Origin of the sequence: Clostridium sp. KNHs205, assembly GCF_000702945.1 — a bacterium.
Taxonomy (GTDB): domain Bacteria; phylum Bacillota; class Clostridia; order Lachnospirales; family Lachnospiraceae; genus Anaerocolumna.
The window spans coordinates 4,451,874-4,475,897 of the sequence record NZ_JNLE01000003.1 but is presented as its reverse complement, the minus strand read 5'-3'; the positions used below and the strand labels follow the sequence as shown (position 1 = coordinate 4,475,897).

The 24,024-nt window shown below is 38.6% G+C and carries 20 protein-coding genes; 19 read left to right on the top strand and 1 reads right to left on the bottom strand.

Annotated features, from left to right (window positions below; genetic code table 11):
• The first annotated feature begins 8 nt into the window (after nt 1-8).
• The 13 genes from BR73_RS27605 (at nt 9) to BR73_RS0118540 (ending at nt 15,078) form a co-directional block, all read left to right on the top strand.
• The gene (locus tag BR73_RS27605) at nt 9-521 is read left to right on the top strand and encodes a hypothetical protein (protein WP_051685311.1); all 513 of its coding nucleotides are present in this window, start codon (nt 9-11) and stop codon (nt 519-521) included.
• Nucleotides 522-680: 159 nt separating this feature from the next.
• Complete coding sequence (locus tag BR73_RS27600; RefSeq protein ID WP_051685310.1) at nt 681-1,301, top strand: PQQ-binding-like beta-propeller repeat protein; 621 nt, start codon at nt 681-683, stop codon at nt 1,299-1,301.
• A 530-nt stretch (nt 1,302-1,831) separates the two neighbouring features.
• Nucleotides 1,832-3,283: a tRNA (N6-isopentenyl adenosine(37)-C2)-methylthiotransferase MiaB gene (gene miaB / locus BR73_RS0118590; RefSeq protein WP_033166769.1), complete on the top strand. Its 1,452-nt coding sequence runs from the start codon at nt 1,832-1,834 to the stop codon at nt 3,281-3,283.
• Between the two features lie 456 nt (nt 3,284-3,739).
• A complete protein-coding gene (rny, locus tag BR73_RS0118585) occupies nt 3,740-5,290 on the top strand; it encodes a ribonuclease Y (protein WP_033167615.1) in 1,551 nt (516 codons plus the stop codon).
• Nucleotides 5,291-5,731: 441 nt separating this feature from the next.
• Nucleotides 5,732-6,532, top strand: a complete 801-nt coding sequence (proC, locus tag BR73_RS0118580; RefSeq protein WP_033166768.1) for a pyrroline-5-carboxylate reductase — start codon at nt 5,732-5,734, stop codon at nt 6,530-6,532.
• 164 nt (nt 6,533-6,696) lie between these two features.
• A complete protein-coding gene (locus tag BR73_RS0118575) occupies nt 6,697-7,233 on the top strand; it encodes an NUDIX hydrolase (protein WP_033166767.1) in 537 nt (178 codons plus the stop codon).
• An 83-nt stretch (nt 7,234-7,316) separates the two neighbouring features.
• Nucleotides 7,317-7,922 (top strand): stage II sporulation protein M, encoded by a 606-nt coding sequence (locus BR73_RS0118570; RefSeq protein ID WP_033166766.1) that lies wholly within the window; start codon nt 7,317-7,319, stop codon nt 7,920-7,922.
• A 703-nt stretch (nt 7,923-8,625) separates the two neighbouring features.
• The gene (locus BR73_RS0118565) at nt 8,626-9,090 is read left to right on the top strand and encodes a BlaI/MecI/CopY family transcriptional regulator (RefSeq protein WP_347463455.1); all 465 of its coding nucleotides are present in this window, start codon (nt 8,626-8,628) and stop codon (nt 9,088-9,090) included.
• A gap of 1 nt (nt 9,091) precedes the next feature.
• On the top strand, nt 9,092-10,162 hold the full coding sequence (locus tag BR73_RS0118560; RefSeq protein ID WP_051685309.1) for a M56 family metallopeptidase: 1,071 nt from the start codon (nt 9,092-9,094) through the stop codon (nt 10,160-10,162).
• A 98-nt stretch (nt 10,163-10,260) separates the two neighbouring features.
• The gene (locus BR73_RS0118555) at nt 10,261-11,124 is read left to right on the top strand and encodes an ABC transporter ATP-binding protein (protein ID WP_033166765.1); all 864 of its coding nucleotides are present in this window, start codon (nt 10,261-10,263) and stop codon (nt 11,122-11,124) included.
• On the top strand, nt 11,121-13,292 hold the full coding sequence (locus BR73_RS0118550) for a hypothetical protein (RefSeq protein WP_033166764.1): 2,172 nt from the start codon (nt 11,121-11,123) through the stop codon (nt 13,290-13,292). The genes BR73_RS0118555 and BR73_RS0118550 overlap by 4 nt, the downstream gene beginning before the upstream one ends.
• Nucleotides 13,285-14,001 (top strand): hypothetical protein, encoded by a 717-nt coding sequence (locus BR73_RS0118545; protein WP_033166763.1) that lies wholly within the window; start codon nt 13,285-13,287, stop codon nt 13,999-14,001. Before BR73_RS0118550 ends, BR73_RS0118545 begins: the two co-directional genes overlap by 8 nt.
• Nucleotides 14,002-14,193: 192 nt before the next feature.
• The gene (locus BR73_RS0118540; protein ID WP_033166762.1) at nt 14,194-15,078 is read left to right on the top strand and encodes a tyrosine recombinase; all 885 of its coding nucleotides are present in this window, start codon (nt 14,194-14,196) and stop codon (nt 15,076-15,078) included.
• A gap of 265 nt (nt 15,079-15,343) precedes the next feature.
• On the opposite strand, the gene BR73_RS0118535 is transcribed toward BR73_RS0118540, so the two are convergent.
• The gene (locus tag BR73_RS0118535) at nt 15,344-16,372 is read right to left on the bottom strand and encodes a 3-deoxy-7-phosphoheptulonate synthase (protein WP_033166761.1); all 1,029 of its coding nucleotides are present in this window, start codon (nt 16,370-16,372) and stop codon (nt 15,344-15,346) included.
• A gap of 341 nt (nt 16,373-16,713) precedes the next feature.
• Here BR73_RS0118535 and BR73_RS0118530 point away from each other — a divergent pair, with 341 nt between their 5' ends.
• The 6 genes from BR73_RS0118530 (at nt 16,714) to BR73_RS0118505 (ending at nt 23,976) form a co-directional block, all read left to right on the top strand.
• Entirely contained in the window at nt 16,714-18,039 is a 1,326-nt protein-coding gene (locus BR73_RS0118530; protein ID WP_033166760.1) for a pyrimidine-nucleoside phosphorylase, read from the top strand.
• Between the two features lie 21 nt (nt 18,040-18,060).
• Nucleotides 18,061-18,612, top strand: a complete 552-nt coding sequence (locus tag BR73_RS0118525; RefSeq protein ID WP_033166759.1) for a hypothetical protein — start codon at nt 18,061-18,063, stop codon at nt 18,610-18,612.
• A gap of 84 nt (nt 18,613-18,696) precedes the next feature.
• Nucleotides 18,697-19,044 (top strand): YmaF family protein, encoded by a 348-nt coding sequence (locus BR73_RS0118520; RefSeq protein ID WP_242860700.1) that lies wholly within the window; start codon nt 18,697-18,699, stop codon nt 19,042-19,044.
• Between the two features lie 527 nt (nt 19,045-19,571).
• A complete protein-coding gene (locus BR73_RS0118515) occupies nt 19,572-21,449 on the top strand; it encodes a beta-glucoside-specific PTS transporter subunit IIABC (RefSeq protein WP_033166758.1) in 1,878 nt (625 codons plus the stop codon).
• Between the two features lie 217 nt (nt 21,450-21,666).
• Nucleotides 21,667-23,082 carry a glycoside hydrolase family 1 protein gene (locus BR73_RS0118510; RefSeq protein ID WP_033167611.1) on the top strand — a complete coding sequence of 472 codons (1,416 nt, stop codon included), beginning with the start codon at nt 21,667-21,669 and terminating at the stop codon, nt 23,080-23,082.
• Nucleotides 23,083-23,106: 24 nt separating this feature from the next.
• Entirely contained in the window at nt 23,107-23,976 is an 870-nt protein-coding gene (locus BR73_RS0118505; RefSeq protein WP_033167610.1) for a PRD domain-containing protein, read from the top strand.
• Nucleotides 23,977-24,024: the final 48 nt, after the last annotated feature.

The window sequence follows — 24,024 nt, the reverse complement described above, 5'->3', positions numbered from 1 at the left end:
GGGCAGATATGAATAAGCTGGAAAGACTGTTACATAAGGCAAAGAAACTACAGGAGCCTGGAGCGGGCACTGTTCAGGAATATAATGAGACTCTGTTGGATTTAGGACGCCAGGTATTGAATCTTTATGTTAAAGGCAAATTAAATATTGAAAAGAACAGTGTCTGTAAAATCCGAGACGAGGATGAATTAAATCTCAGCAGCTTTGTGAAAGAAGCAGGGAAATATCCGCCTGCAGGAAAAGACCGTGAAATTGATGAGTGCAGATTTACAGAAGCTATAGCACATTGCCATTTGGATTTATCAAAGGTGACGGAAGAAGCAGCCGGTAACAGATATCATGTTACCTACAATTATTATCGTGGTGATAATAATCCCAGAGGAGTGCCGGCAGCACTTGCAGATTTGATTTTGAGAGTATTTCGAATATGTAATTATTATGATATTGATATTGAGACAGTTATTAATGAAAAACATGAACATTATAAAAAGAATTTAATTGAAAATAAGTATTTGCATTGATAGGGGAGAAAATTAAAGTTGTATATTCAGGATAGTATTGGTAGAACTGATATGATGGACAAATATATAACTTACATTATATAATTTAACATACTAATATACAGTAGACTGACAGCATGTTATAATTTACCTGTATAATAATTAATAAGGGGAAGAAAGTTGGAAAAAAACAGAAGATATTTCGTTTTATTTATTGCCATGGTATTATTTTATAGCTGGAGCAGCCTGACACCACATGCTAATGCAGCAGCTAAAGTAACAAAAATTGCTCAGTCCTATATTGAGGATACAGAAAACAGCAGACTGCGGAGTGTTATAAAAGGTTATACCAAAGCAGGAAAGCTTGTGTGGACCTACAAAACAGGCTGGGCAGTTCAGACGGAATTAGAAACCATATCTTCCTATTTTCAAAAGGGAAGTATTGTATATCTTGTGGTTGAGGGTAAAGTTATTGCATTAAACAAGAATACTGGCAAGGTACTTTGGAAAACAAAAAGTATAGCAGGAGCTTCTGTACATTATGCATTCGATAAAAAAGGTGTTTTGTACATTGGAGGATATGAGGGGCCTGATGTTGTGGCAATTGATAAAAAAGGTAAGATTCTATGGCAGGTTGCTGATGCTTCAAAAGGGAAAGCTTATTGGCCTTATAAAATCAATTTGTTGTCGGATAAGATAGAAGTTGCATATGAAAGTGATTCGGATTATGAAGGAAGAGCATATGTGGATTACAGCGGTAAGATATTGAATTATAAAGAAGTCATAAGGGACAATGAATAAAAGAAAGAGAAGCTGAGGAAATCACCCCTCGGCTTTTCTTTGTATTTCTTGTTCCCTTTGTGAAGATGTGATATAGTTTGATTAAGATATGATAAATTAAATATATCCTATAATGGATAAATTTAAGCTGGATATAAGCTTAATACTAAAAATTATATATGGCAGTAAGGTGCAAATCTGATTTTTACTGTGAAAGGATGAGGGCATTATGTTAATATCATTATTTCTGATAATTTTATATTTAACAATTGGTTTTACATTTTTTCGATTGGCTGTTTATTTTGGTAAGAAGATATTCCGTTTCCATAAGTTGCTTGTCTATCTGAAGAGAAGTATCTCAAGAATAAGATACAGATTTATTAAATAATGTCTGTAAGTGATTTTCTGGTTTTTCCGTCATTATACTGCCTGCTATGTTTTGAGTTACTTGTTCCGTTTTGATTACATGAGTATTGTATTTTTGGCCTGCATAAGATATAATTTTATGATGCGGCACCAGATAAATGTATATTGAAAGTTGAGAATATGGAATGAGCAGTGTACTTATGAACCTTGATGAATTTGATTTAAATAGCAAAGAACCCATAACCGAGCCTGAGCGCCAGTATTATTTCATGGCAAAATGCAGGGAATGGGTAAGAAATAAAGAGAAAGAAATTAACCGCCCCCTTACTTTTTCAGTAGTTACCTTTGGATGTCAGATGAATGCCAAGGACTCAGAGAAGCTGGCAGGAATCCTGGAGCAGATAGGTTATCATCAGATAGAAGGGGAAGAAGCTGATTTTGTAGTTTACAATACCTGTACCGTAAGGGAGAATGCCAATACCCGCGTTTATGGCAGACTTGGATATTTGAACAGCTTAAAGAGAAAGAATCCCAATATGATGATTGCCCTTTGCGGCTGCATGATGCAGGAGGATGCAGTTGTTGATAAGATAAAGAAGAGCTATCGTTTCGTAGATATGATATTCGGTACCCATAATATCTTTAAGATGGCAGAACTTATGCATACCAGAATACACAGTAAGACCATGATAATTGATATCTGGAAAGATACCAATCTGATTGTGGAGGATCTGCCCAGTGAGAGAAAGTATCGGTTTAAAGCAGGTGTAAATATCATGTATGGCTGCAACAATTTTTGCAGCTACTGTATTGTACCTTATGTCAGAGGCAGGGAGAGAAGCAGAAATCCCGAGGATATTGTAAAGGAAGTCAAAGAACTGGTGGCTGACGGCGTAATAGAAATTATGCTGCTTGGTCAGAATGTTAACTCCTATGGAAAAAGCCTTGAGGAGAAGACCACCTTTGCGGGTCTGCTTAAGCTCTTAGAGGAAGTAGAAGGGCTTGAGAGAATAAGGTTTATGACCTCTCATCCTAAGGATTTATCCGATGAATTGATTGAGGTGATGAAGAATTCAAAGAAGATCTGTAAGCATCTTCATTTACCAGTTCAGGCCGGCAGCACCAATGTACTAAAAAAGATGAACAGAAGTTATACCAAGGAAGATTACCTAAGTCTGGTTGACAGGATAAAGACAGCCATGCCTGATATATCCCTTACTACAGATATTATTATTGGTTTTCCGGGTGAGACTGAGGAGGATTTTTTAGAAACCCTGGAGGTAGTGGAAAAAGTGCGTTATGACAGTGCTTACACCTTCCTTTATTCCAAACGTTCTGGTACTCCTGCTTCTGTAATGGAGAATCAGGTAGAAGAACTGGTGGCCAAGGATCGTTTTGACAGATTGTTAAAGGTGGTTCAGAAAATCTCCTCCGAAATGACAGCAAGAGTAGCAGGCAATGTGGAAGAAGTACTGGTAGAAGAGATAAACGGACAGGACCCCTCTCTTATGACCGGAAGGCTCAGCAATAATATTCTTGTACATTTTAAAGGGTCAGAGGAACAGATTGGTAAAATAGTAAAGGTTAAGCTAGCCCAGTGTAAAGGATTTTATTATCTGGGAGAACTATGTAATTGATATAAATCTTTGATACCTTTTAGAGTATAAAAATACCTTACTTTGAGCATTTTTATACTCTGAGAGGGAAGCAAAATCAATTGTATGGTGTAGGATGTGCAGGATATTAAATAAAAGCATATAAGATAAGTTGGATTATAGTTTTTTACTTTTTCAGGTTATTGGAACTAAAAAGTCGATAAACTTAATTCAACTTATTTATCTTTCTGAAAATATGTTTAATAAATATAACAGAAGTTTTTTATATTACAGGAAAAAAATATCCTTTCATAGAATGTCAGCAAAAATATATGAAAGCAATGAAGGGTTTTAGGTTATTGTGTCTAATTTCGGTGGAATTTGACATAATGCATAAAAATTTAATGGGGATACTTGACATACTCATGAAAACAGTATAAAATTTATATGTTGTATATTTGTACAATGAAAATTCAATAAGGAGGTGCTCCAGTGCCGATACCAGTTTGGGTAATAATATCTATTATTGCAACCTCGGCCATCGTTGTTCCTCTTGTCTGGAAACTTGCTATTTCCTACCATGTTAAGGTTGTAGAAGCCAAGATAGGTACTGCAGAAGAAAAAGCAAGGGAAATCATAGATGAAGCTTTAAAAACAGCTGAAACTAAGAAAAGAGAAGCCTTACTTGAAGCAAAGGAAGAGTCATTAAAGACTAAGAATGAGTTAGAGAAGGAAACGAAGGAAAGACGAGCAGAAGTTCAACGTTATGAAAAAAGGGTTCTGTCCAAGGAAGAAACCTTAGACAGGAAAATCGAAGCACTCGAGAAGAAAGAATCCAGACTCTCTGCAAAAGAGGCTGAACTTGACAAAATCAAGGCAGAAGCTGAAGAGCTTCATGCAAGACAGCTGCAGGAATTGGAGAAGATTTCAGGACTTACCTCCGAACAAGCGAAAGAATATCTTTTAAAGACAGTTGAAGACGAAGTTAAGCATGAAACTGCAATGTTAGTTAAGGAACTTGAAAGCAAAGCAAAAGAAGAAGCAGACAAAAAAGCAAAGGATTATGTTGTTACTGCAATACAGAAATGCGCAGCAGATCATGTGGCAGAAACTACCATATCCGTTGTACAGCTTCCAAATGATGAGATGAAAGGAAGAATTATCGGAAGGGAAGGAAGGAATATTCGTACTCTTGAAACCCTTACAGGTGTTGATCTTATAATTGATGATACCCCTGAAGCTGTAATTCTATCCGGATTTGACCCTATCAGAAGAGAAGTGGCAAGAATTGCCCTTGAAAAGCTGATTGTGGACGGACGAATCCATCCAGCAAGAATTGAAGAGATGGTGGAAAAAGCTCAAAAAGAAGTTGAAGTCATGATTCGAGAAGAAGGTGAAGCAGCAACTCTTGAAGTTGGTGTTCATGGAATTCATCCTGAACTTGTCAGACTTCTCGGTAAGATGAAGTTTAGAACAAGTTACGGACAAAATGCTTTAAAACATTCTATAGAAGTTGCCCAATTATCCGGATTACTTGCCGGTGAGATAGGCGTTGATATCAGAATGGCAAAGAGAGCCGGATTACTGCATGATATTGGTAAATCTGTTGACCATGAAATGGAAGGCTCACATATTCAAATCGGTGTTGATTTGTGCAGAAAGTATAAGGAATCTGCAATTGTAATTAATGCAGTAGAATCCCATCACGGTGATGTGGAACCTGAATCATTGATTGCGTGCATCGTACAGGCTGCGGACACCATTTCGGCTGCGAGACCAGGTGCCAGAAGAGAAACATTAGAAACATACACAAACAGATTGAAGCAATTAGAAGATATCTCCAATAGCTTTAAGGGAGTAGATAAGTCATTTGCGATACAAGCAGGCAGAGAAGTACGTATTATGGTAGTGCCAGATCAGATATCTGATGCAGACATGATATTACTTGCCCGTGACATATCAAAGCAAATTGAGTCTGAGCTGGAGTATCCGGGTCAGATTAAGGTCAATGTAATCAGAGAATCACGAGTGACAGATTACGCAAAATAATGAATAGTTATTAAGATGGCCGAAATTCCTGATACAGGAATTTCGCCATCTTTTTTTGAAATGATATAGTTTAATACTTTAACTTGATGAAATGAGAAAATGAAAGCATTAGTATCTGGAAGTAGGAAGCAGGGACATCTCACATCCTGATTTGTAGTATTATCTGAAAGCAGAACAGAAGTGGTGTACAATGGGAGTTAGTGTGAAATAAAGGGCATGCCACACTTCTTATTTGGGCAGTATGCAAGAGGACTTGTATGCACCGGTTTTAGTGGGGAATTTTAAATACACAATTCCCGCCCTGATTTGTAGCGGTATCGCAGGGAGGCTTGCGGTATGTTTGTGTGTAAGTTTGTTATTTGATAGATTATGTGATATTATAAATAAACACGTCCTGATAAAATAGTCAGGATAGCAGGGAATGGAACCAGGAGGATTACAATGGATAAAATAGGATTTATAGGTGTCGGTAATATGGGATTACCAATGCTTATGGGAGCTGTAAGGGTGTTTGGTAAGGAATCTCTTCTGTTTAACTGTGTAAGAGCTGAAAGAAAAGAATTCATAAACCAAAAGACCGGAGTAAATTTTGTAAATAACAACAAGGAATTGGTTCAGTCCTGTAAATATATTGTATTAGCTGTTAAACCTCAGTTCTTTCATGAGGTTTATGCTGATATCAGGGACAGTCTGACAAAGGAGCATATCTTGATTTCTGCAGCGGCAGGTATTACAATTGCTGCTATGAAAGAGGCACTCGGTGATTCTGTCAGGGTTGTTCGCTCCATGCCAAATACTCCCGCACTTGTAGGAGAAGGAATGACAGCAGTCTGCTATTCCAAGGATGAATACACTAAGGCTGAAAAGGAGCTGCTTCATAGGTTCTTTGAAGCTTTTGGTAAATACGAGGAGTTTGAGGAAAGCTTTATAAATGCTATAATCTGTGCCAGCGGCAGTTCTCCGGCATACGTTTATATGTTTATTGAAGCATTGGCAGACAGTGCGGTAAAGTATGGGATTCCAAGAGAGAAGGCATACAAGCTGACGGCTCAGGCAGTATTGGGAGCAGCAAAGATGGTACTGGAAACTGGGGAGCACCCCGGAAAATTAAAGGATCAGGTATGCTCACCAGGTGGAACCACAATTGCTGCAGTAGAAGCTTTGGAGGAATTCGGATTCCGTAATGCGGTAATGAAAGCTACGGATGCCTGCTATGAAAAGGCGGTAGCTCTTAGTAAATAAAATAGTGAAAGTGCTGGTGCTTTAATATGAAGGCGGGCTGCCAGTGAAATGAAATTACGCTCGGCAGGTTTTTCTGTTAGCGGTATAGCAGGTAATAGCCTTGATTTATGAATGCAGACCAGTTTTAAGTTGTCGTGTGCCAAAGCACACAGATGGGAGTAAATATGGATAACGAATATAAGCGTTTAAAGAGGACACCGGTGCATAAAGGGCATATCATAGATGTGTATACAGATACTATGGGACTGCCAAGCGGAAAGACAGCTGATTGGGATTTTATCAGCCATAAGGGGGCTGCTGCTATTGTCCCGGTTACAGAGGATGGCAAAATTATTATGGTCAGACAATACAGGAATGCTGTGGAAAAATATACCCTTGAGATTCCGGCCGGAGGCCTGAACCCCGGAGAAGATATGAAAACCTGTGCCGGAAGGGAGTTAGAGGAGGAGACGGGTTACAGATCAGAACAGATAGAGCATTTATTTGATCTATATACGACGGTTGCCTTCTGCAATGAGAAAATAGGGATCTATTATACAGAGCATTTAATTCCTTCAAAGCAGAACCCGGATGAAGATGAATTTGTATCGGTGGAAAGCTATACAGTAGAGGAGCTGGTCAATTTTATATTTACAGGGCAGATTGAAGACGCTAAAACTATTGCAGCCATTTTGGCTTATAAAACCAAAAGAAATAAATAACTTATCTATGCCGGCTTATATGCCGGCATTTTTTTTGTATAAGCTTCATATGTTATCTTATAGACGTTGGCACAGGTGTAATTATGGATTTTGTGAAACAGCAATTGCGCAGACTGGGAGAAGTAAAGGCTGGTCTGCTGTTAATGGCAATAGGAGCTGTTCTCGGTATAATATTCGCAAGAGTATTTAAGAGCTTCTATCAGGGGAATATAAATATATTGGATAAAGATTATTTATATCAGATAAGGACAGCCTCCATTGATTATAAGCTATTATTAAAATATGTTTATTGGGATCTTTTTAAGAATTTTATCCTCTTTTGGATGGTATGTGTAACCTCTCTTGGTATTCCTTTTATATGCCTTTGCCTGGTTTATATAGGGTTTCAGGGTAGTTTTTTTATTTCGGTAATACTTATGGAATATCATTTTAAGGGATTGTTATTGATATTTGGTTACACCTTCCCTCAATATCTGATTTACATACCGGTTGCTTTGATTTCCCTTCGATGCGCATTTTGGCTCTGCAAGAGTCTGCGATATGACATGACAAGTAAGAAAGGAAAGAGAGAGAAAATAGGAAAATATATGTTTCTGGTAATATTACTGGGGATGGTTCTGGCGCTGGGAGGTCTGTCGGAGGCTTATATAGGTTCCTATATAATCAGGAAAATACTGTATTTCTTTTGAGATGGGAGTGCAGGGGAGTAATTTGACTGATTTTCCAAAATAAAAGTTCTTAACTGGCAATAGATCAAAACTAAAATAAGCAGAGGTTATAGATGCAGCATTAAATCTATAGCCTCATGTATTTTTAAATAAATATTTTAGACAAATGTAAAAAAAGAATTGACTTTTATTTTAGGCAAGTGTAAAATATCATTACAACTGTTAAAATAAGGATTTTGATTTTGTTGTTAATAACATAGCAGCAAGAAAGACAGAAGGAAATAAGCAGACAGATAAGCAGACAGAAGAAGACAAGCAGACAGAAGAAGACAAGCAGACAGAAGAAGACAAGCAGACAGAAGAAGACAAGCAGACAGAAGAAGACAAGCAGACAGAAGAGGACAAGAAGACAGAAGAGGACAAGAAGACAGAAGAGGATAAGCAGACAGAAGAGGACAAGCAGACAGAAGAGGACAAGCAGACAGAAGAGGACAAGCAGACAGAAGAAGACAAGCAGACAGAAGAGGACAAGCAGACAGAAGAGGACAAGCAGACAGAAGAAGACAAGCAGATAAAAGAGGACAAGAGACAGAAGAAGATAAGCAGATAGAAGTAAGATGAAGAAAGAAGTAGATATGCAAACAATAGCTGATTTACAGATAGAGGAGAATGCAGAAAAACAGTAGATTGTAGAATAAAGTAAGCTTGTAGAAGGCTGGATGATATGAAAGACAGTAGAAAAAACAGTGAAAAAGATAGTGAAAAAGACAGTAGAAAAACAGCAGAAAAGACAGCAGAAAGAGAGGCTATAATGAAAGACATAAAGAAACTACCGGAGGCAGAATTTGAAATAATGAAAGTTATCTGGATGAATGAACCACCTATTACAACTAATATAATTATGGAGCAGTTGGGTAATCTCCGTGGGTGGAAAGCACCGACAATTATTTCTTTGATGCTTAGATTGGTAGAGAAAGGTTTTCTTAAGACAGAAAAGAATGGCAAGGAACGAACATACTTTCCTTTAATCACCAGAGAAGAATATCTTAAACTGGAAACAGGAAATTTTATGAAAAATTATCATGAGAACTCTTTTCTTAGTCTCGTCAATACCCTCTATGATGATAAGAAGGTTAATGACAAGGATCTGGAGGAATTAATGGAGTGGGTAAAGAGCAGGAGGAAATAGCATGGAGAGGATTTTGAATTTATTAGTGGGAAACTCAGCTGCCATGTCCTTGCTAATTATTTGCTTTCTTATCATAACTCCACGATTGATAACTAAATACCGTGCTAAATGGATCTATTATTCCTGGCTGTTTCTTGTTATAGGTTTAGTTGTACCCTTTCGTATTCATTTTGAAATTATGGTTGAACGTCCCTCTAACGAACCCATATATATTTATAGCTATCCACCAGATAATGAGCAGGATATATATCTAAGTGAAGGAAAAGAGGCAGAGAGTGTAAGCATCCCCTGGTATCAAATTATAGGGAGTGTATGGCTTGTTGGTTTTATTAGCTTTATCCTGTACCAGGGACGAAGGCATTACCGATTTACAAAGCTGCTAAGACGTTGGGGAGAGGAGGATAAAGATTCAGAGCAATATATACAGCTGCAGAAGCTAAGCCGGGATATGGGAATAACAAAACCGGTCAGATTACTGATTAGTCCATGTATTTCAAGTCCCATGCAGATAGGATTTGTAAATCCGGTTTTATTAATTCCTGCCCTGGAATTATCTGATAAAGAGCTTTCTCTGGTATTGAGGCATGAGCTGATTCATTTTGTACGAAAGGATCTATGGTATAAAGGCTTGGTGCTGATAGCAACAGCAATCAACTGGTTTAATCCACTGGTATACATAATGGGAAAAGTAATCGCAGAGCAATGTGAACTTTCCTGTGATTATGAAGTAGTTAAAGGGTCAGATACCGAGAGTAGAATACGGTATTGTGAAACTATTATAGGAATGATGCAGGGGCATTCTAAAGCGGAGCCGGTATTTTCGGCCAACTTATCAAATGGTATGAAGGGGATAAAACAAAGAATCCATTCCATTATGGATGGTAGTGAGAAGAAAACAGGTGCAGTTATTATTGCAATGACCTTATTCGGAATCATACTGACTGGAATTGATTTTAATACTACAACGGTAGAAACAGTAATCGCTATAACCACGGATATAACTGAGACAGGAGAAGACGGAGAAATTGGTTACAGCTCAGAAAGCAGTTATTATTACAGACAGGCAGATTAAGTAATTCAAAGATAGGGATTCAAGTTATAAGTAATTTAATAAAAAAAGAGAGATTTATAAATAAAAATAAAAATTTCTAATATAGAAAGGGGTTTATAATGGATATCGCAATTAGTCAGATCAATAAAATCTATCCTGGAGGGAAAAAGGCTCTTAATGATGTTGCCATTGAGATGAAAAGTCCCAATCTGATTGGGTTGGTTGGACCAAATGGTGCCGGCAAGTCAACACTTATGAAACTGCTGGTAGCTGAATTGCTGCCTACTTCCGGCAATATAACAGTTAATGGAGTAGAATTACTCAGAAATGAAAAGCAGTTGAAAGCATCCTTAGGTTATCTTCCTCAGACCTTCGGTTTATATGATGAGCTCACAGTATATCAGTTTTTGGATTATATGGCTGCTTTAAAAGGAATTAAGAATAGTAAGGAAGCTATTAATGAAGCTATAAGGGAAACGAATCTGGAGGAGAAAAGAAAAGCAAAGATTAAAACGCTCTCAGGTGGACAAAGGCAACGTGTTGGTATCGCTCAGGCATTCCTTGGCAATCCTGATTTACTCATATTTGATGAACCTACGGTAGGACTTGATCCGGAGGAAAGAATAAATTTCCGTAATTTATTTTCAAGAAAAGCAGAGGATAAAATTGTAATATTATCTACTCATATTATCGAAGATGTCCAGTCAATCTGTAACCGGCTGATTGTATTGCATGAAGGCAGAATTCGATATGACGGAACACCGGAGCAGCTAATCCTGATGGCTTGGGAGCATGTGGGTGTCTTGGAAGAAGGTAAGAAAGAAGAGCATGGGGATTACCATATAACAACCCGTATCAATACTGCAAATGGGGTGAAATGCCGTATAGTTGCTAAGGAATTGCCTCCGGAGGCCAAGCAAACCGAGCCGACTTTAGAGGATGCATATATGTATCTGATTACCAGAGAGGATGTGGATATATGAACTTTTTGACCTATCTGAAAGTTGAAACCGGGAGAATCTTTCGTACCAGATTTACCTGGTGTATTCTGCTTCTTACTGTTCTTACTCCGCTGGCAGGGTATTTTCTCTACAAACCTTCAAATACCTTAATGAGATCAGCGGCTTATATTGCAAACCCCGCACTGGCAGGCGCATTTGGAGGTGCTTTTCTATTTGCGATATTAGCTCTTTATGAATTTGATATGGTACATAGAAACAGAACCGCCGTGATAACAGACAGCATCGTATCACCGGTGCTGTTAAATGTGGTAAGGATGACCTCACTTATAATAGCTGCAATAGTATGTGGTATTTTCTTAACAATCCTGTATCTGCCCTATACAGTAATTGTTCTTGGCTCTGTGTTCCGGTTGTCCTTATATTTAAAGTGCTTCTGGTTTGTCACAGTTCCAGCCTATATCATTACTGTTTTGGCGGTTACGGGAATATATCAAATAGTAAGGCGGGTGGATGTAAGCTTCCTTGTTTTTTTTATCTTTGCCTGTGCTAATTTAACGGGATTAATGTATAACAGCTTTATCTTACGTTGGATTAACCCTGTAATACCCGTACTTTCGGATGATTTTGGAAACAGCTATGTTCTGATGATGGTGCTGTATAACAGAATTTTCTGGCTTCTCTTACTTGGCGGCGGATGGATATTTTCATTATTATGTGTTCGAAGATACGCAAAAGGCTTACCTGGTTCCCTGATTACTAACAGCAAAAAGATACTGTTGCCATTTATGTCAGTTGTTATGATTGCAGGTGCTGTCTATTTATATACCGGACAGCCTTTTATTGACAACAGCCCTCTTGAAATAAACTATGATGCCTATAATAAACTGGTCTATAACGAGGAAATACAGTTAAAGAAATATTATGTTCACATAACGCCGGATATAAAAAGCGGACAACAGCAGGGGGTACAGACACTTCAATTAATTAATGACAGCGGTCAGGAACAGGTGGGTATGATATCTGTTAATCCCGGTTATAAGATTCTAAAGATAACTGCCAATACGAAAGCTATCGATTATACTGATCTTGAAGATGATGATTTAAATCAGAAGCAAATCAGGTTTACTCTGCCAAAGGACAAAGAAATAGAGCTGGTGATTGAATATGGAGGCTTTCCTAAGCTATGGAGTATTGAAGAAATCTTTCCCGGACAAACAGAAATTAGCAAGGATTACATATTTCTTGTAAATCAGGATTTCGCTCCCATCCCAGGCTTTTATGGTGGGGAGGAAACCATAGCGGACATTACAGTGCCTTCAGATCTGATACCCGTTACTGCCGGGGATACCATAGAAGTGCTTCAGGAAAATAAGGATGGTACAACAACCTGGCGAAGCAGCGGTGGAGGTACTGTTTGGCATCTTTATGCTGCAGAGTATGATGTTAAGCATATTGAAGCTGCCGGAGCCAAGATTGATTTTTACTACAGTGCCAAACATAAAGCTGCCATGGAGCGTGTTAATATAGAAGATACATTAAAGGAAGTCTTTGAATACTGCAGTAAACATTATGGGGCCTTTCCTTTTATTACGGAAGAACATCCCTTTAAGCTGGTGGAACTCACCGCTTATATGGGAGGCGGATTTGCCATGGACGGTATAAGTGTAATGGATGAGAACTGTTTCAGTGAAGAAGGTTTGGGAGACCCTTTGAAAGGAGCTTCAGGCAATGAAGTTATGGCACATGAAATCATACATCAGTGGTGGGGGCTTGGAAAGATGTTTCCTTGGGATAATGAAAGCGGATGGTCCAGTGAAGGACTGACGGTTTATACCACCTACCGGTTAATGAAGGAAAAGTATGGTGAGGAGTATGCCAGGAAACATTATGTTAAGGTGTGGGAAAAGGAAGTATCAGATTACTACCTGAATTTCTACCACAGAAATCCTGAATATTTAGATAAACTGCCGGAAACCTATCAGGCAAGGATTAAAAACTCTAAAACTACCGTTATGAATTACTGTGAAATTCCACTTAAGATTCTTAAGGCCGAAGAGCTGGTAGGGGGAGAGGATAAAATGGATCAGATACTGGCAGAAATATTTAGGAATTCTAACCAGCCGGAACTGAGCTATCAGGAGTTTCTTGATGCCTGCGGTCTGACAAAGGAGGACTTAAACCTTGATTAAAATATTTGGATATGAAGCAAAACGGCTGCTGTGGAACAAGTTCTATATAATACTTTTTGCAATTACTTTATTTAATGGCTGGTACACTTTATTTGGTGAAGTAATAATGGGAATATCAAATACAGCACCTTTCTCACCCTGGAGCTTTGGTTATTATCTGGCGCAGGTAATGCCTGTTCAATTAATCTGTACCTTATTTTTTGTTACCTATATCTATTCGGCTAAAGAAAAACGTGTCCAGCGGTTAACGCTGGCAACCTCAATAGATACTGTAAAGTACATGCTGGTCCGCATTGCTGTTATTGGAATCGGGTATCTGCTTTTATGCATAGGTGTCCTTATACTTGGTCTTGCCTTTTATGCTGTGGTATTCCAATTAAATGACTTTTCGGCGTTTCTGATGCCGGCCCTTGTGATACTGGTTCCACCCGTAATATTCGTATTGGGAATCGGATTAATAGCCGGAAGGATTCACAACAGTCTTGTTTATGGATTGATGGCAGTAATTTTTATTATCAGTTCCATTGGTTTACCCTATGCCGTGGATTTAATAGGCGGAGGAGTCTTCCTTCGTTATCCGATTGCTATAGGAGCGCTGGACCCGGCGTTTACACTGCCAATGTCATTTGTATTAGGCAGAATAGGTTATACGGCAATCGGACTGGTATTAATTTGCTACAGCTGTATGGCTGAATTTAAGAGAACGTAGTGGTATTCATACACTTTCTCCTTTGAGCCATCTGACAATAATATTATTTATTACCTTAATCTCTTTAGAGAGCATACAAATGAAGATAACCGCAAAGAACTGTAATTTTTGATTTGCAATTCCCAAAACTAGCAATTATAATGATAATAATAGGACATACGTTATATCATTTCGTTAAAGGAGAATTGCTGTATGAAGGCTGCCCTGCAGGAATTTATTACATATATGACAGAGGTTAAGAATGCAAGTGTAAACACCTGTCTTTCTTACAAAAATGATTTGACCAAACTGGTCAATTATATGTATAAGCAAAATATTACGGAAGAAGATAAGATCAGCGAAACCAGTTTAAATTCCTACGTCCTGACTCTGGAAAAGGAAGGTTTGTCACCAGCTACGGTTTCTAGAAATATCGCTTCTATTAAAGCATTTATCTTATACCTTATCAAGCATGGTAAAATGAAACATGACCCCACAGAGAGAATGAAGCCTCCTAAGATTGAGAAGAAACCCCATACTTCCCTGTCAACGGAGGAAGTGAACGGACTTCTGGAACAGCCCAATATCAATACCATAAAAGGTATGAGAGATAAGGCCATGCTGGAACTCTTATATGCTACAGGTATCAGGGTAACGGAACTTATATCGATCAAACTGGAGGATCTGAATCTCAAGAACAGATTTCTAAGATGTGCCGGTGCCAAAAAAGAAAGGCTGATACCTTTCGGAAATATGGCAAAGCATGCTCTTGAGAATTATTTCAGCTTTGGGAGACCGAATTTAGTAGGAAGTGTAAGTACGGATTTTCTCTTTACGAACCTTTCCGGAGAGCCTATGAGCCGTCAGGGATTTTGGAAGCTGCTTAAGAGCTATGGGAAAAATGCCGGAATAACCATGGAAATAACACCGCAGATTCTAAGGAACTCTTTTGCTGCACATATGATTGAAAATGGAGCGGATTTAAGAAGTATTCAGGAATTTTTGGGTCATGCGGATATCTCCACTACACAATTCTATTTACAGAGCGGGGAACGGAAGCTGACGAAAGTATATACAGATACCCATCCAAGGGCTTAAACGAAGAGCTTTAATAGAATTACCAAGGATAGTTCAAGGGATTCCTGCATATGTAAGGATATCAATATGAAAAGGCTGCTGTTTTAAAACAGTATTTGCAAGCAAGTTGGTACATAGAATTAAATATTAATATAAAAAAGGCTGCTGTTTTAAACAAAGCAGGAAGATATTTATTAAGTATCTGCCTGTTTACCTGGTTTAAAGCAGCAGCTTTGTGTATTATTATGCAGTTTTATTACAGAACCTCAATTGACTGAATTAATAATTAGATATGTTCGGCTATTGTGTAAATCAGCTTTTCGGATTCAGTCCATCCCAGGCAGGCATCGGTAATGGATTTTCCATAGGTGTGTTCTGATACCTTTTGATTTCCGGGCTCAATATAGCTTTCGATCATAACGCCCTTTACCAGCTTGGAGATATCCGGGTTCACAGCTCTGCTGTGCAGGATTTCCTTAACGATACGGGGCTGCTCGAAATACAGCTTGTTGGAGTTGGCATGGTTTGCGTCTATAATGGCAGCAGGATAAGTGAGCTCTCTTTCGTTATACATTTCAAGCAGGTGTATCAAATCTTCATAGTGATAATTGGTAATAGCCTGTCCGTGTTTGTTGACAGCACCTCTTAATATACAATGTGCAAGAGGATTACCCGTGGTTTTCACCTCATAGGCACGGTAGAGGAAGGTGTGGGAAGCTTGTGCCGCAACACAGGAATTTAACATGACGGATAAATCTCCGCTGGTGGGATTCTTCATACCGGCAGGGCAGTCAATACCGCTGATGGTAAGACGGTGCTGCTGGTTTTCTACGGAACGTGCACCTACAGCCACATAAGAGAGGATATCCTCCACATAAGGCCAGTTCTCCGGATAAAGCATTTCGTCAGCTGCGGTAAGACCGGTCTCTTTAATTGCCCTTAAGTGTATTTTTCTCATGGCTATAAGGCCTTCCTGCAAGTCCGGCTTCTTTTCGGGATCGGGCTGATGGGCAATGCCCTTGTAACCTTCTCCGGTAGTACGGGGTTTATTGGTATAGATTCTTGGTATCAGAATTAACTTGTCCTTAACCTTCTCCTGCACTTTGGCAAGTCTGTTAATGTAATCGCAGACAGAATCTTCATTATCAGCAGAGCAAGGTCCTATAATTACTATAAATTTATCGGATTTCTCCATGAAAACGTCTTTGATCTCTTGGTCTCTTTCTGCTTTAGCAAGTCGTTCCTGTTCTGTCAGAGAATAAGTACTCAGTAGTTCGGCAGGAGATATAACTTCTTTTCGGTAATCGAAACTCATAATAATGCTCCTTTGCGTATAGTAGTCAAAACTTATTATAGAGCATTGTATCTTTTTTTGAAAGCCAAGTCAACAAAATTTATAAATATGCAAAGACCTAAAGGTAATGCAATTCATCCGGTCATATATATTTATTATCTTCATTTATCTGGTGTGTGTATTTTTAAGGTTTGATGTGTGTATTTTTAAGGTTTAAGTTGAATAATACCATTTAAAAGAATATAATAATAAGTAACCTTTTAAATTGTGTAGGCTAATGCTTTGTTGTTTTCATACACATCCTGGCGATTGGAAAAAAAGAAATTTAATTTAATAGATGGAACCCGATGGAGGAAATTGTTATGAATATGTATGACCTTATTACAAAAAAGAAAAATGGACAGGTTTTGACCGAAGATGAAATTACATTTATCGTAGATGGTTTTACAAAAGGAAGTATCCCTGATTATCAGATGTCAGCATTTTTAATGGCAGTATGCTTAAAAGGCATGAACAAGGAGGAGACCATAGCGTTGACCATGGCTATGGCAGCCAGCGGAGATATGTTAGACCTTTCAGAAATTGAAGGAGTTAAGGTGGATAAACATAGTACCGGTGGAGTGGGAGATAAGACTTCCATGGTCCTTTCTCCTATGGTAGCGTCACTGGGGATTCCGGTTGCCAAGATGTCAGGCAGGGGCTTAGGGCATACAGGCGGTACCATTGACAAGCTGGAGAGCTTTGAAGGATTTTCAACAGCTATTCCAACGGAACAGTTTATTGCCAATGTTAACCGTATGAAGATGGCAATTGTAGGACAGACTGCTAACCTGGCTCCGGCGGATAAAAAAATTTATGCCTTAAGAGATGTTACAGCCACGGTGGACAACATTTCTTTAATAGCCAGCAGTATCATGAGTAAAAAGATTGCCTCCGGTGCGGATGTAATCGTTCTGGATGTAAAGACCGGCAGCGGAGCATTTATGAAGACATTGGATGAATCCATTGCCTTAGCTCAGGCTATGGTGGAAATCGGTAATGGTGTAGGCAGAGAGACTTTTGCAGTAATTACAGATATGAATGAGCCCCTGGGAAATGCTGTGGGTAATTCCATCGAAGTGAAAGAAGCCATTGATACCTTAAATGGTAAGGGGCCGAAGGACCTTCTGGAAGTAAGCTTAACTCTTGGAAGTTATATGGTTTATGGTGCCGGTAAAGCCGCAACGGTAGAAGAAGCAAGAAAAGCCTTGGAAGCTACCATAACCGACCATACAGCCTTGGATAAATTTGCAGAATTTGTACGTGCTCAGGGTGGTGACGACAGTTCTGTATATAATACTGATAAATTCCCCAAAGCATCCATAATAGAAGAAGTTAAGGCTCCTTCAGATGGTTATGTTGCCTCTATTATAACGGATGAAATCGGAATGACTTCCCTGGTTTTAGGTGGTGGAAGAGAAACTAAGGACAGCGAAATTGATTTAGCAGTTGGTATTGAGATCGTTAAGAAAATCGGTGATAAGATCAATAAAGGAGATACTCTTGCAGTGCTTTACGGCAATATTCCTGAGAAGGTTCAGGCAGCAAGGCAAAGGCTTCTTGGGGCTTATGTTATAGGCTCACAGCAGGTAGAGCCGGTGAAGTATATTTACGGTATTGTTACCAGAGACGGACTGAAATTGTTCTGATAGATAAAAGGAGAGTCATAGATGGAGGACAAAAGGGGACCCGCAGCCGGACAGTTATTTTTTAACAAAGATATGAAACTACTTCAATTTATTTTGCTTGCCACTGATAAGGATAGCCAGAAGGAGATTGCGGTGTATCAGGATTTGACAGGGGACTACAAGGTTTATGCCAAAGAGCTAAGCAGCTTTCTTATGGAAATGACTCCTTATTCTGTAGAACTGCCTGAAGCAGAACAGAAGATTGTTTCAGAATACACTCAGCCAGCTGCCAAATTCCATACAGAACCAACAGCCCGGTCCAATGAGGTGAAAGAGATGGAAGAGATTAAGACAAGGCAGGAGGATAATGAAGCTGTGAGCCCTGTTCTTCTTGCGTTTCTTGACGCTGACACCTATGAGGAGAAGCTGAATGTTCTGGTTGGAAGCCGTAAGAACCTTACTGACAGGATTGTGAATCATATGGCAATCTCTATGGATTGTATTATAGAAGACGGCGATATAGAAGATAGAATAAACAATCTTATCTACTGTCTGAAGACCCATGCCAGATTTGAAGACAAGAGACTTCGGTAAGGTTAGCACCCTTTTTATACAATAAGCATATGATACTCTTAGGCACAAAAGCATACAGGATGGTGTCTTAAGGAGTTGAAGAGCTTGCATTATATAAAACTTAGAATGAATAGCAATGTCTCGCAATATAAGAATCATGTGCATGAAGTGCAGGGTTATGTGAAGATGGCTGAAGATAAGCATTATCACAAATATTCTTTTGTAACCGGTGAGGCTGTTTATACGGCTAATGGTGAACATTATCATGAAATTGCCTTTCATACGGATAATGCAGAGGGACATTTTCACACTTTTGAGGGAAAGACTTATAGGGCTGTACCCATGGGTGACAGACATGTACATTACCTGGAAGGGTATACCTCTAACGAGAATGGACACAGACATGGCTTTCGTCTGGTTACATTAATGAATAATCCCACTGACATTTTATAGGAGCATATTGAAGACAGGTAATCTTTGAGTGAATTTTTACATGTGTTCTTACATTTTATATAGATCGATTGCTATTTTGTTGTTCAGAAAGAATAAAATAATAATATCAGCAGAGGGTATGCCCGGAGCCTTGAAGTATAGCTCTGGGCTTTTACTATAAAAATAATTTTATGGGTTAAAGATACCAAAATCAGTAGGCGTTAACTTCTGATCTTTTAGATATAATTTAGGATTTTTATCCAACCTTTTTTCTGTGCGTACTGGTCCTATGATAAAACTCATAGGTTTATCGCAAAAAACTACAAATTTCTATTGCATATTAACTAATAATATGATAATATAAGTTTGTTCAAAAACATAATAGTAAAACGACGTGTTACTGGTAGTGCAGGCAAGATCGGAATGAAGTGCAGAATGGATAGTAGTCTATCCATTTATACTCATACTTCATTTGGATCTTTTTTTGTGCGTTTATTTCTCTAACCGGCCATTAGCGAAATAAGAATTTACCTATGAAAGGAAAACTTATGGATTACAATAGAATAGCAAAAGATATTCTGGACAATGTGGGAGGTTCCTCCAATGTTAAGGACCTGACCCATTGCTTTACCAGATTAAGATTTGTGTTAAAGGATTCTAAAAAGGCTAATAAAGAAATTATTGAACATTTGGAAGGTGTTATCTCCGTAGTAGAAAGCGGCGGACAATTTCAGGTGGTGTTGGGAGCAAAAGTAACAAAAGTATTTGATGCAATGATTCCTATGGTATCCCTGGAAGAAGGCGACAGTGATAACTCTGCTCAGACTAAGGGAAACATTTGGAACAGATTGTTAATTGCGGTTTCCAATATGTTTACTCCTATGGTTCCGGCTATTGCAGCTTCCGGTTTGATGAAGGGTTTTCTTACAATTGCCAAGATCATTATTGCAAATAATGGCGGTGACATTACGACAAACCAGACTTATATACTGTTACTTGGTGCAACGGATGCTATTTTTTATTTTATGCCCTTAATCCTTGCTTATAGCTGTGCTAAAGTCTTTAAAGCAAATGAGTTTATTGCAATGGCTCTTGGTGGAACGATGTGTTACCCGGCTATTGTGGCACTTATGACCGGAGAAGCGGCAGTCAGCATGTTTGGTATTGAAATTACGAAAGCCAACTACGCCTCCTCTGTTATACCAATTATAATCGGTGTATTTATTTTATCTTATATACAGAAATTCCTGGAGAAAGTGATACCGGAGGTGCTTAAGATCATTCTGGTTCCGGGAATATCATTATTTGTTATGGTTCCGGCAACCTTTATGGTATTTGGACCTATTGGTATCTACATTGGTAATGCTATAAATTTCCTGTACACAGGAATGATGGATATCAGCCCCATTTTATGCGGAGCTTTTATTGGCGGTATGTGGTGTGTATTCGTTGTCTTTGGTGCTCATAGAGCTTTACTTCCTATCGGTATCAACGATGTTGCTCAATATGGACACCAGAACCTTCTGGCTTTTGCCGGTGCCGCCAATTTCTCACAAGGTGGAGCAGCTTTAGGAGTAATGCTTAAATCAAGAGACAAAAACCTTAAAACAGTTGCTGCGTCATCCACGATTTCAGCGGTACTTTGCGGTATTACAGAGCCTGCTATTTACGGCTGTAATTTAAGATTAAAGAGACCAATGGTTTGCGCTATCATATGCGGTGCCATCGGTGGTGCCATAATGGGCGCCGGAGGCGTTTACGGTGATGCCTTTGCCAATAATGGTGTTATGACCTTAGCAACCTATGCAGCATTTGGTCTTACCAAATTCTTATTTTATTTAGTGGGCATCGGAGTAGCCTTTTTTGGTGCAGCAATCTTGACTTACCTGGTAGGTTTTGAAGATATAGGAACAGTGAGTAAATCAAAAAAAGAAAAAGTAATTGCTGTTGATTCCGTTGCAGCTAAACACGCAGATATTGCTATTGCTTCTCCTGTAGAAGGCAAAGCGGTTTCTTTAGCTGCTGTAAATGATGAGGTTTTCTCTTCAGAAGCCCTGGGAAAAGGAATTGCAATCATCCCGGAAAAAGGTGAAGTAGTGGCACCTGCTGACTGTACTGTTTTAATGGTTTACCCTACTTTGCATGCACTGGGATTAAAATTAGACAGTGGGGCAGAATTGATAATACATGTGGGTATTGATACCGTGAATCTGGAAGGCAGGTATTTTAAGAAGCACGTGGAAGAAGGAGCTCATGTAAGTAAAGGTACAAAACTAATATCTTTTGATATTAATAAGTTAAAAGAAGCAGGCTTTGACACAATTGTTCCGGTTATCGTAAGTAATACGGATGAGTATTCCTTTGTTTCCGGTATGGAAGCAGAACATGCAAATATAAATAAAGATGTCATAAGCCTTGGCAATTAGTATAAATAAAGATGTCATATTGCATGTTATGTTTCTTCTCTCTTCCAGACAAAGACACCAGGACAGTTCTTTTTAAGTCTGGAAGAGAAAAAACGAAAGTTCAACTATACTATGAGTAAAAGAAAATACGATTAAGAAAGGTGCCGAAATAAGATTCTTTCACTCTTTTTAAATGGCAGTATCGCAGGGAAACCTGCGATGCAAAATGGTATACAATATGAATAAACAATTCCCGGATAATTTCTTATGGGGGGCATCCTCTTCTGCCTTTCAGATTGAAGGCGGATGGGAGGAAGACGGCAAAGGAAAGACAGTAGCAGACTATAATTCCTTTAAGCGTTCCCATATTCAGGCAGACAGTAAAGTAGCCAGTGACTTTTATCATCATTGGAGAGAAGATATTTTACTAATGAAAGAACTTGGACTTAAAATCTATCGTTTTTCTATCTCCTGGGCAAGAATCATACCCGATGGAGATGGCGGGGTCAATCCCAAAGGTCTGGAGTTCTATAATCAGGTTATTGATTTTCTTCTGGAAAATGATATTATGCCTTTTGTTACGCTGTATCATTTTGACCTTCCTTATGCTCTGGTGGAAAAATACAATGGCTGGGAATCCAGAGACTGTGTATTTGCGTTTGAACGATATACCCGTGTATGCTTTGAAGCTTTCGGTGACAGGGTGAAGTACTGGCAGGTGCATAACGAACAGAATTTGATGATTCGTGTTGATGAACGTATGAATATCTATGAAACGGATGCCTATAAAGCAGATAAAATGAGAGCACAGATGGATTACCATATGTTCCTGGCGCATGCTCTGGCAGTAAAAGCCTGCCATCAGATTGTTTCTGAGGGTAAGATAGGGCCGGCAGTATCCTCTACCTGTACTTATCCTTACAGCAATAAACCGGAAGATGTCTGGGCTGCCAGAATGAATGACTACTTTAAGACAAATTATTGTCTTGATATTCACTTCACAGGAGAGTATCCTGGATACTATATGCGTTATTTAAAAGAAAGAAATATTATCCCGTTTATGGAAGAAGGGGATAAAGAAATTCTGAAAAGCGGAAAGATGGATTATATAGCACTTAACTACTATAGAACCTTATGTGCCAGATATCTACCTGTTGATGATGAAAACCCAATTGGAAGCAGAATCTGCCGGACAAATGAAGTGGATTTTGATCAGTATGGATACTTCAGGGATGAGAAAAATACGAACCTCCTTGCCAGTGAGTACGGTGCTCAGATAGATCCTATGGGACTCAGGATCGTTTTAAATGAATATTACGGACGTTATAGACTGCCCTTAATTGTAACAGAGAACGGCCTGGGAGCAGCTGATACCCTGACAGAAGATGGTAAGGTACATGATGACTACCGTATATCATACCTTAGGGATCATGTTAAGGCATGTGCTCTTGCCATTGAAGACGGTGTTGAAATGCTTGGATATTCTCCCTGGTCAGTGATGGATCTGCTAAGCTCACATCAAGGATTTAAGAAACGCTATGGTTTTATTTATGTGGATAGAAATGACCAGGATATCAAAGACTTAAAGCGTATAAAGAAAGACAGTTTCCATTGGTATAAACAAGTCATAGAGATGAATGGGGAAGTGCTGTAAAGAACAGAAAGCATGGGTGTAGAAATGCGTGTTATAAAGGTATTGAATAATTCATTAATACTTGCGCTGGATGATGTAGGTCATGAAATTATTCTGATGGGCAAAGGTATTGGGTTTAACAAAGCCATAGGTTATCAGCTGAAAAAGGATGAAATAGAAAAGGTCTTTGTTATGAAAGACAGAGAAACTTCAAAAAATGTAATGCGTCTGGCTTCAGAGATTGACAGTACTTTTTTTGAACTGGCAAAGACAATTATTGATTATGCAGTAGATAATTATCAGATGGAATTAATGGAACATATCTATCTGTCTTTGACGGATCATTTATCCTTTGTAGTGAAAAGAATGGAGAAGGGTATCATTCTGGAGAATTTCTATCTTTCTGAAATGAAGAAATTCAGTCCCAATGAATATCAGGTGGGTATATTTGCGTTACAGCTGATAAATGAAAAGCTGAAACTGGAACTTCCTGTTGATGAAGCTGGAAACATAGCATTTCATTTTATCAATGCACAGCACAATAATCCTTATAATGCCAACAATCGTATTATAACAGAAACCCTGAAGGACATTCTGGATATTGTGAAATATAATTTTATACTTTGCTATGATGAAGACAGCATTGCATATTCCAGATTTACGACACATTTGAGACTTTTCGCCCAGAGGCTGCTTACAGACTGCCAGATGCCGGAGGAAGCAAATGACCTTTTGTATAATCAAATAATATCCAATTGCAAAAAGGAATATGCCTGTGTGAAGAAGGTTGGAAAATATATTCAGGAGAGATTCCAGACAGCCCTGACGGCTACAGAAGAATTGTATCTTACAATACATATTCACAGGGTATTGGGAGAGTACAATCAAAAAAGAGGAGGTACAACTGAAATTTAGCCCGCTAAAGCGGACAAATAAGAGTTTATATGATAAACTTTTAATATC

Excerpts from the sequence above, each read along its gene's own strand:
- BR73_RS0118505 (WP_033167610.1), top strand. The coding sequence starts at position 23,107 with ATGCGTGTTATAAAGGTATTGAATAATTCATTAATACTTGCGCTGGAT.
- BR73_RS0118565 (WP_347463455.1), top strand. The coding sequence starts at position 8,626 with ATGAAAGACAGTAGAAAAAACAGTGAAAAAGATAGTGAAAAAGACAGT.
- BR73_RS0118540 (WP_033166762.1), top strand. The coding sequence starts at position 14,194 with ATGAAGGCTGCCCTGCAGGAATTTATTACATATATGACAGAGGTTAAG.
- BR73_RS0118560 (WP_051685309.1), top strand. The coding sequence starts at position 9,092 with ATGGAGAGGATTTTGAATTTATTAGTGGGAAACTCAGCTGCCATGTCC.
- BR73_RS0118515 (WP_033166758.1), top strand. The coding sequence starts at position 19,572 with ATGGATTACAATAGAATAGCAAAAGATATTCTGGACAATGTGGGAGGT.
- BR73_RS0118525 (WP_033166759.1), top strand. The coding sequence starts at position 18,061 with ATGGAGGACAAAAGGGGACCCGCAGCCGGACAGTTATTTTTTAACAAA.
- BR73_RS0118555 (WP_033166765.1), top strand. The coding sequence starts at position 10,261 with ATGGATATCGCAATTAGTCAGATCAATAAAATCTATCCTGGAGGGAAA.
- BR73_RS0118550 (WP_033166764.1), top strand. The coding sequence starts at position 11,121 with ATGAACTTTTTGACCTATCTGAAAGTTGAAACCGGGAGAATCTTTCGT.
- BR73_RS0118575 (WP_033166767.1), top strand. The coding sequence starts at position 6,697 with ATGGATAACGAATATAAGCGTTTAAAGAGGACACCGGTGCATAAAGGG.
- BR73_RS27605 (WP_051685311.1), top strand. The coding sequence starts at position 9 with ATGAATAAGCTGGAAAGACTGTTACATAAGGCAAAGAAACTACAGGAG.
- BR73_RS0118530 (WP_033166760.1), top strand. The coding sequence starts at position 16,714 with ATGAATATGTATGACCTTATTACAAAAAAGAAAAATGGACAGGTTTTG.
- BR73_RS0118570 (WP_033166766.1), top strand. The coding sequence starts at position 7,317 with ATGGATTTTGTGAAACAGCAATTGCGCAGACTGGGAGAAGTAAAGGCT.
- miaB (WP_033166769.1), top strand. The coding sequence starts at position 1,832 with ATGAGCAGTGTACTTATGAACCTTGATGAATTTGATTTAAATAGCAAA.
- BR73_RS0118510 (WP_033167611.1), top strand. The coding sequence starts at position 21,667 with ATGAATAAACAATTCCCGGATAATTTCTTATGGGGGGCATCCTCTTCT.
- proC (WP_033166768.1), top strand. The coding sequence starts at position 5,732 with ATGGATAAAATAGGATTTATAGGTGTCGGTAATATGGGATTACCAATG.
- BR73_RS0118535 (WP_033166761.1), bottom strand. The coding sequence starts at position 16,372 with ATGAGTTTCGATTACCGAAAAGAAGTTATATCTCCTGCCGAACTACTG.